Below are 7,383 nucleotides of genomic sequence, written 5' to 3' on the forward strand. Positions count from 1 at the left end.
GCAAGCCATGAACGATCCGAAAACCGAAGCCAAGTACGAATCCATCCTTCTGCGGGTGTTGTGGATGATCGTCTATGTGCTGGTCTGGCAAGTGGCGCAGTTCATCCTCGGCGCCGTGGTGCTGGTGCAACTGATCTATCGTTTGATCTATGGCGCACCGAGCGCCAGCCTGATGAATTTCGGCGACAGCCTGAGCCAGTTTCTGGCGCAGATCGGTCGTTTCGGCAGCTTCCACAGCGACCAGAAACCCTGGCCGTTCGCCGACTGGCCAACGCCGCGTACTCCGGAAGGTGAAGCGCCGCACGCCGTCGCACCGGCGCCACATCCGGTTCGAGATGAGGAACCCAAGCTATGAAACTCTGGGTATTGCGTCACGGTGAGGCCGTGCCTTATGGCTCGTGCCCCGATTCCGAGCGGGAACTGACTGAGCACGGTCGTAAAGAAGCCTTGAGCAGCGCCGCCCGCCTGATCGGCCAGCCGCTCACAGCGATTTACGCCAGCCCTTATCTGCGTGCGCAGCAGACCGCGCAGATTGTGCGCGAAGCGCTGGGTTTCGAGCCGGAGATTCGCACGGTCGAGTGGCTGACGCCGGAGGTTGACCCGGACAAGGTCACTGATCAACTGGTGTCGGTGAGCAACGTGCTGCTGGTCAGCCACAACCCTTTGGTAGGCAATCTGCTGAGCTATCTGCAGCATGGCGCCGGGTATCCGCCGGAGAAGGTCAGCACCGCCGGGTTGGCTGAGTTGGAGAGCGCTGAGCTGCTGATCGGCTCGATGACCCTCAACAGCCTCAAACATCCGTAACGCTGATCCCTTGTGGGAGCGAGCTTGCTCGCGAAAGCGGCGTGTCATTCACTCTTTATGTGTCTGACACACTGCATTCGCGAGCAAGCTCGCTCCCACATTGGTTTCTGCCAACCCATGAAATTATTTGTTTGAATTTTCCAACCAAGCACTTGCTTGGTTGACTACGCTTGCTCCAGACCCAAAAACAGGAGCGAGTCGCATGTCTGCCGCCTTCCGTTTGCCGCTGGACGTGTTTTACGAGCGTGAAGCCCGACACCCGCGCCAGCGCTTTCTGGTGCAGCCCGTCGGTGGCGGCCAGGTCGAGACGCTGAGCTGGGCGGATGTCGGCCATCAGGCCCGCTGCGCCGCGCATTGGCTGCGTGCTCGCGAGTTGCCGCAAGGCAGCCACATCGCCCTGATCTCGAAGAACTGCGCACACTGGATCATCGCCGACCTGGCGATCTGGATGGCCGGGCATGTCTCTGTTCCGCTGTATCCCAACCTCACCGCCGACTCCGTCGCGCAAGTGCTCAATCATTCGGAAAGCGTGCTGGCGTTTATCGGCAAACTCGACGACTGGCCGGGCATGGCCAAAGGCGTGCCGGCGGATCTGCCGACCATCAGCCTGCCATTGCACCCGCCCGGGGATTTCGATTTCAGCTGGGCGGACTTGCAGCGCAGTTCGCCGATTCAGGACGATCCACGTCCGGCTGCCGAGCAACTGGCAACCATCATTTACACCTCCGGCACCACCGGCCTGCCCAAAGGCGTGATGCACAGTTTTGCCAATCTCGGTTTCGCTACCACGCGCGGCACGCAATTGTTCGGGCTCAACGAGAACGACCGGCTGCTCTCGTACTTGCCGCTGTGCCACGTCGCCGAGCGGATGTTCGTGGAACTGGCGTCGATCTACACCGGGCAGACAGTGTTCTTCGCCGAGAGCCTTGAGACGTTTATCACTGACTTGCAGCGAGCGCGGCCGACCGCGATGTTCGGCGTGCCGCGCATCTGGACCAAATTCCAGATGGGCGTGTACAGCAAGATCCCGGCGCAGCGTCTGGATTTTCTCCTCGGTCTGCCGTTCATTGGCAAGCGGGTCGGGCACAAAGTGTTGGCGGGGTTGGGGTTGGATGCCTTGCGCGTGGCGCTGTCCGGTGCCGCGCCGGTGCCGCAGACCTTGCTTGCCTGGTATCAGAAACTTGGCCTCGATGTGCTGGAGGTCTATGGCATGACCGAGGGCTGCGGTTACTCGCACATTTGCCTGCCCGGGCAATACAAACAGGGCTGGATCGGTAAACCATGCCCGGATGTCGAAGTGCGCATCGATGCGTCGGGCGAAGTGCAGGTGCGCAGTCAGGCGAACATGCTCGGCTATTTCAAGGAACCGCTGAAAACCGCCGAGACCCTGACCGAGGACGGCTTTCTGCGTACGGGTGACAAGGGTGAGCAGGATGCCGAAGGGCGCCTGCGCCTGACTGGCCGACTCAAGGAGATCTTCAAGACCAGTAAGGGCAAATACGTTGCCCCGGCACCGATCGAGAACCGTTTGGCCGTGCATTCACGCATCGAACAGGTGTGCGTGGTCGGCGATGGTCTGAGTGCGCCGCTGGGTTTGTGTGTGCTGTCGAGCGTCAATCAGGAAGAGGGGCGGGCGAGCCTGCATTCGAGCCTGGAAAAACTCCTTGAGGAGGTCAACGCTGTGCTCGACAAGCACGAACGCCTGCGGCGGTTGGTGGTGGTCAAGGACAGTTGGGCGGTGGAAAACGGCTTTCTCACGCCGACGTTGAAGATCAAGCGCAACGTCATCGAAGACACCTATGGCGCGCGTTTCGAAGAATGGAGCGAGCGCAGCGAGGCGGTGCTGTGGCAGGATTGAGCGACCCCTAAAACAACAAAGGAAGTCTGCGATGAGCTTGTGGCGTACCACTCCGAACATCGAGCAGTTGAACGCAATCCAGAAAAACACCATCGGCGAAGTGCTGGACATCCGCTTCGAAGCGTTCGACGAGCAATCGCTGACCGCGAGCATGGTCATTGATCATCGCACCCATCAGCCCTACGGCTTGCTGCATGGCGGCGCCTCGGTGGTGCTGGCGGAAACCGTGGGTTCGATGGCCAGTTACCTGTGCATCGACGCCAGCAAGTTCTATTGCGTGGGGCTTGAAATCAACGCCAACCATTTGCGCGGCTTGCGCAGTGGCCGAGTGACGGCGGTGGCCATGCCGATTCACATTGGCCGCACCACCCATGTCTGGGATATCCGCTTGACCAGCGATGAAGGCAAGGCCAGTTGCGTGTCGCGGCTGACCATGGCGGTGGTGCCGCTGGGTGAGCAGCCACCCTCACCCTAACCCTCTCCCAGAGGGAGAGGGGACTGACCGAGTTGTTTATCGAAGTACACCGACCTGAGATGCCGAGTCGAATACAGATTCGGAAAAGCATGGAGATCGACTCCCTTCTCCCTCGCCCCCGGGGGAGAGGGGACTGACCGAGTGGTTTATTCGAAGTACATCGAGGTACCGAGTCGAATACAGATTCGGAAAAGCATGGAGATCTGCTCCCTTTTCCCATCGCCCCCTTGGGGGAGAGGGTTGGGGTGAGGGGGTAGCAATCTCCCTGACACACCATCACTCTGACCGGACTGTCATCATTCCTGGCAGTTACGGTCATTGCTCCAGGGCGCGGTCTTACGGACAATCAACGCCACGTTTCCCGCTCATGGATTTACCGGTATGTCGCAACCAATCTTTTTCGCCCACGCCAACGGGTTCCCCTCGGGCACCTACGGCAAGTTGTTCGCGGCGCTGGCGCCCGAGTACCGGGTTGCGCATCTGGAGCAGCACGCCCATGACCCGCGTTTTCCGGCGGACGACAACTGGTACAACCTGGTTGATGAGCTGATCCACCATTTGCAGCAGCAGGATCAACCGGTGTGGGGCGTCGGCCATTCTTTCGGCGGCGTGCTGCACCTGCACGCGGCGCTGCGTTGCCCTGAGCTGTATCGCGGCGTGGTGATGCTTGATTCACCCGTGCTGACCCGCACCGATCAGTGGGTGATCCGTGCCGCCAAGCGTTTTGGCTTCATCGACAAGCTGACCCCGGCCGGCCGCACCCTTGGCCGGCGAGAAGAGTTCGCCGATCTCGACAGTGCGCGCAGCTACTTTGCTGGCAAAACACTGTTCCGTGGCTTCGATCCGGAATGCTTCGACGCCTACCTGCAACACGGTTTGCATCAGGTCGGCGACAAACTGCGGCTGCGTTTCGACCCGGCCACCGAGATCAGTATCTATCGCGGTGTACCGCACACCAGCCCCGGTCGTACCGGTCAATTGCAAGTGCCGCTGGCGGTGGTGCGCGGGCACACGAGTCGCGTGGTCATGCGCCATCACACCCGTTTCGTTTCACGTCTGGCCCAGGGCGAGGCGCTGAGCATGCCCGGTGGGCACATGTTCCCGCTTGAGCGCCCGCAGGACACCGCACGGTTATTGAAGAATCTGTTTACCCGTTGGGAAAACCGTCAGGACAAGGATTGCGCATGAGCCCGACTTTCGAAGAAGTGCGCCTGAGCCTGCCGCATATCGAACTGGCCGCGCATTTGTTCGGGCCCGAGGACGGTCTGCCGGTGATCGCGCTGCATGGCTGGCTCGATAACGCCAACAGCTTTGCCCGTCTGGCGCCCAAGCTCAAAGGCCTGCGTATTATTGCTTTGGACATGGCCGGCCACGGGCATTCCGGGCATCGGCCAAACGGCGCCGGGTATGCACTGTGGGACTACGCCCATGACGTGCTGCAAGTCGCCGAACAACTGGGCTGGAAGCGTTTCGGCCTTCTCGGGCATTCCATGGGTGCCATCGTGTCCATGGTGCTGGCGGGTTCGTTACCGGAACGCATCAGTCATCTGGCACTGATAGACGGCGTGATTCCGCCTACAGACAAAGGCGAAAATGCGGCCGAGCGTATGGGCATGGCCCTGCAAGCGCAGCTGGATCTGCGGGAAAAACGCAAACCGGTCTACAACACCCTTGACCGCGCCATCGAAGCGCGCATCAAAGGTCTGGTCGCCGTCAGCCGTGAGGCGGCTGAATTGTTGGCCCAGCGCGGCCTGATGCCGGTGCCCGGTGGCTACACCTGGCGCACCGACAATCGTCTGACCCTGCCATCGCCCCTGCGTCTGACCCAGGAGCAGGCGATGGCTTTCGCGCTGCGGGTCAGTTGCCCGGCGCATCTGGTGGTCGCGGCTGACGGCATGCTGGCCAAACATCCCGAGTTGCTGGAACGTCTACCCTTTAGCCGGGAACAGTTGGCGGGCGGGCACCATTTGCACCTGAACGATGAGGCCGGGGCGGATCTTGTCGCAGACTGTTTCAATCGCTTCTTCGCCATTCCTTGACTTGCTGCGGGCAACTGTCGAGGCTGGGCGGGTTGAAATGGGAGACAACCACGATGGATTACTACACCGCTGCGACCTCGAATTACCCAGTCATGCCGATCCGATGAGCCTGACTATGCGGTCACTCAGTCTGTTGGCACTGTGCTGTTTCAGTACCGTTTCGTTCGCCGCCGATGTGCCGGGCAGTCAGGATCTGCAGATCGTGCCGCGTCTGGCCGATGCACAGATCGTCGACTATCGCCCTCCGGTTGAACTGGAGCGGATCTATCCGCTGGGTTCGATCCGCAAGATCAGCGGGCAACTGCGTTTCGACGGCCAGGTCACCGCCCGTGGCCAGACCACTTCGGTGACCTACGAGTTGCCACCCGAACACTCCGCCAACGAAGCTTTTACCGCCGCTCGCGAGGCCCTGCAAAAACAGGACGCCGAATTGCTGTTCTGGTGTCAGGCGCGTGATTGCGGGGAAAGCAGCCTGTGGGCCAACGAGGTGTTCGGTAATTCCAAACTGTACGGTGCCGACGAGCAACAGGCCTATCTGCTGCTGAGGCTGGCGGCGCCGCGCGACAACACGCTGGTGGCGCTTTACAGCATCACCCGTGGCAATCGCAAAGCCTATCTGCATGTCGAGCAATTCGAGGCGGTTGCTCCGCTGGGTGAGCTGCTGCCGACCTCGGCGACCCTGTTGCGTCAACTGAAAAGCACCGGTGAGCTGGATTTTCCTGATCGCGTGAATGAGCCGGATGACACCTGGCTACGTCTGATTTCCCGTGGTCTTAACCTCGATACGACGTTGCGCGTGACAGTCTCCGGGCCCAAGGCCGAAGCCTGGCGCCAGGCGTTGATCAATCAGGGTGTGCGGGCGGCACGCATGGAAACCGGCAGTGTCGAAGGCTCTGGCCTGCGCATCGATCTGTTGCGGTAAGCTGTTTTTGGCGAGCACGAGCCGTGTGTTCGCCTACTCTTTGCCTGACTGACTTTTTCGAGACTCTCCATGCTCAATAACGATCGCCTGCTGGTGCAGATCCTGTTGCTGGTGTTGTTTGGTGCCAGCCTGTGGGTGATGGCGCCGTTCTGGTCGGCGCTGTTCTGGGGCGCGGTGCTGGCGTTTGCCAGTTGGCCGCTGATGCGCCTGCTGACCCGCTGGCTCAATGGCCGTGAATCACTGGCCGCAGCGATTCTGACGTTGGGCTGGATGCTGCTGGTGGCGGCGCCGCTGGTCTGGCTGGGGTTCAACCTCGCGGATCATGTGCGCGATGCCACGGCGTTCATCAAGGATGTGCAGGTCGACGGTCTGCCGGAAGCGCCAGTGTGGCTGGGGACTTTGCCGTTGGTAGGCGAACGGCTGGTCGGGCTGTGGAACAGCATCGATCAGCAGGGTGCCGCGCTGATGGTGTCGATCAAACCTTATCTGGGGCAGGTCGGTAACTGGCTGCTGGCGCGCAGTGCGCAGATTGGCGGCGGGATTCTCGAGCTGACGTTGAGCATCGTTTTTGTGTTCTTTTTCTATCGCGACGGGCCGCGACTGGCGGCGTTTGTGCATAGTCTGCTGGAGCGTTTGATCGGTGATCGTGCCGGGTATTACATCGAGTTGGTGGCCGGTACGGTGCAGCGGGTGGTCAACGGGGTGATCGGGACGGCGGCGGCGCAGGCGGTTCTGGCGTTGATCGGGTTTTTGATTGCCGGGGTGCCGGGGGCGTTGGTGCTGGGGATTGTCACCTTCCTGTTGAGTCTGATTCCGATGGGGCCGCCGTTGGTATGGGTGCCGGCTACGGCCTGGTTGGCGTGGAAGGGTGAGTATGGGATGGCGGTGTTTCTCGGGATCTGGGGGACGTTTGTCATCAGTGGGGTGGATAACGTGCTCAAGCCGTATCTGATCAGTCGTGGCGGGAATTTGCCGTTGGTGATTGTGTTGCTTGGGGTGTTTGGCGGGTTGATTGCGTTTGGGTTTATCGGGTTGTTTATCGGGCCTACGTTGTTGGCGGTGGCTTATAGTTTGTTGACGGATTGGAGTAAGAGTCAGGGGCGGGTTGAGGAGCGGCGCTAGCGGTTTTGGGTTTTGGGTTTTGTGTGAATATCCGTTGCTGCGGTAACGGCGGCTTAGGGTTCCGCCCTTACGGCGTGTCACCTTTTCCAAACGCCGAAAAAGTAACCCAAAAGGCTTGCTCCTGCGTGCGGCCCGCTCGCTGGGGCTCGGGGTTCCTTCGCTG

At 60.6% G+C, this 7,383-nt stretch carries 8 protein-coding genes; all 8 read left to right on the plus strand.

Annotation, left to right across the window (positions count from 1 at the left end; all coding sequences use genetic code 11):
* Window positions 1-7: 7 nt before the first annotated feature.
* The 8 genes from ACWR1S_RS24860 (at window position 8) to ACWR1S_RS24895 (ending at window position 7,220) form a co-directional block, all read left to right on the plus strand.
* The gene (locus ACWR1S_RS24860; RefSeq protein WP_008087808.1) at window positions 8-355 is read left to right on the plus strand and encodes a DUF4389 domain-containing protein; all 348 of its coding nucleotides are present in this window, start codon (window positions 8-10) and stop codon (window positions 353-355) included.
* Window positions 352-804, plus strand: coding sequence for a phosphohistidine phosphatase SixA (gene sixA / locus ACWR1S_RS24865; RefSeq protein WP_150604226.1), 453 nt, complete (start codon window positions 352-354; stop codon window positions 802-804). Before ACWR1S_RS24860 ends, sixA begins: the two co-directional genes overlap by 4 nt.
* Window positions 805-1,006: 202 nt before the next feature.
* Complete coding sequence (locus ACWR1S_RS24870) at window positions 1,007-2,662, plus strand: AMP-binding protein (RefSeq protein WP_454565337.1); 1,656 nt, start codon at window positions 1,007-1,009, stop codon at window positions 2,660-2,662.
* A gap of 31 nt (window positions 2,663-2,693) precedes the next feature.
* Complete coding sequence (locus tag ACWR1S_RS24875; protein ID WP_454565338.1) at window positions 2,694-3,137, plus strand: hotdog fold thioesterase; 444 nt, start codon at window positions 2,694-2,696, stop codon at window positions 3,135-3,137.
* Window positions 3,138-3,518: 381 nt separating this feature from the next.
* The gene (locus ACWR1S_RS24880) at window positions 3,519-4,325 is read left to right on the plus strand and encodes an alpha/beta fold hydrolase (RefSeq protein WP_454565339.1); all 807 of its coding nucleotides are present in this window, start codon (window positions 3,519-3,521) and stop codon (window positions 4,323-4,325) included.
* Window positions 4,322-5,176, plus strand: coding sequence for an alpha/beta hydrolase (locus tag ACWR1S_RS24885; protein ID WP_454565340.1), 855 nt, complete (start codon window positions 4,322-4,324; stop codon window positions 5,174-5,176). Before ACWR1S_RS24880 ends, ACWR1S_RS24885 begins: the two co-directional genes overlap by 4 nt.
* Before the next feature lie 115 nt (window positions 5,177-5,291).
* Window positions 5,292-6,098, plus strand: coding sequence for a DUF4892 domain-containing protein (locus ACWR1S_RS24890; RefSeq protein WP_212621290.1), 807 nt, complete (start codon window positions 5,292-5,294; stop codon window positions 6,096-6,098).
* Between the two features lie 69 nt (window positions 6,099-6,167).
* Window positions 6,168-7,220, plus strand: a complete 1,053-nt coding sequence (locus ACWR1S_RS24895; RefSeq protein WP_454565341.1) for an AI-2E family transporter — start codon at window positions 6,168-6,170, stop codon at window positions 7,218-7,220.
* Window positions 7,221-7,383: the final 163 nt, after the last annotated feature.

The organism is Pseudomonas sp. AIG, from assembly GCF_977020205.1.

What these genes read in the sequence shown, in the direction of transcription:
- ACWR1S_RS24875 (WP_454565338.1), top strand. Translation starts at nt 2,694, where the DNA reads ATGAGCTTGTGGCGTACCACTCCGAACATCGAGCAGTTGAACGCAATC.
- ACWR1S_RS24870 (WP_454565337.1), top strand. Translation starts at nt 1,007, where the DNA reads ATGTCTGCCGCCTTCCGTTTGCCGCTGGACGTGTTTTACGAGCGTGAA.
- ACWR1S_RS24885 (WP_454565340.1), top strand. Translation starts at nt 4,322, where the DNA reads ATGAGCCCGACTTTCGAAGAAGTGCGCCTGAGCCTGCCGCATATCGAA.
- sixA (WP_150604226.1), top strand. Translation starts at nt 352, where the DNA reads ATGAAACTCTGGGTATTGCGTCACGGTGAGGCCGTGCCTTATGGCTCG.
- ACWR1S_RS24895 (WP_454565341.1), top strand. Translation starts at nt 6,168, where the DNA reads ATGCTCAATAACGATCGCCTGCTGGTGCAGATCCTGTTGCTGGTGTTG.
- ACWR1S_RS24880 (WP_454565339.1), top strand. Translation starts at nt 3,519, where the DNA reads ATGTCGCAACCAATCTTTTTCGCCCACGCCAACGGGTTCCCCTCGGGC.
- ACWR1S_RS24860 (WP_008087808.1), top strand. Translation starts at nt 8, where the DNA reads ATGAACGATCCGAAAACCGAAGCCAAGTACGAATCCATCCTTCTGCGG.
- ACWR1S_RS24890 (WP_212621290.1), top strand. Translation starts at nt 5,292, where the DNA reads ATGCGGTCACTCAGTCTGTTGGCACTGTGCTGTTTCAGTACCGTTTCG.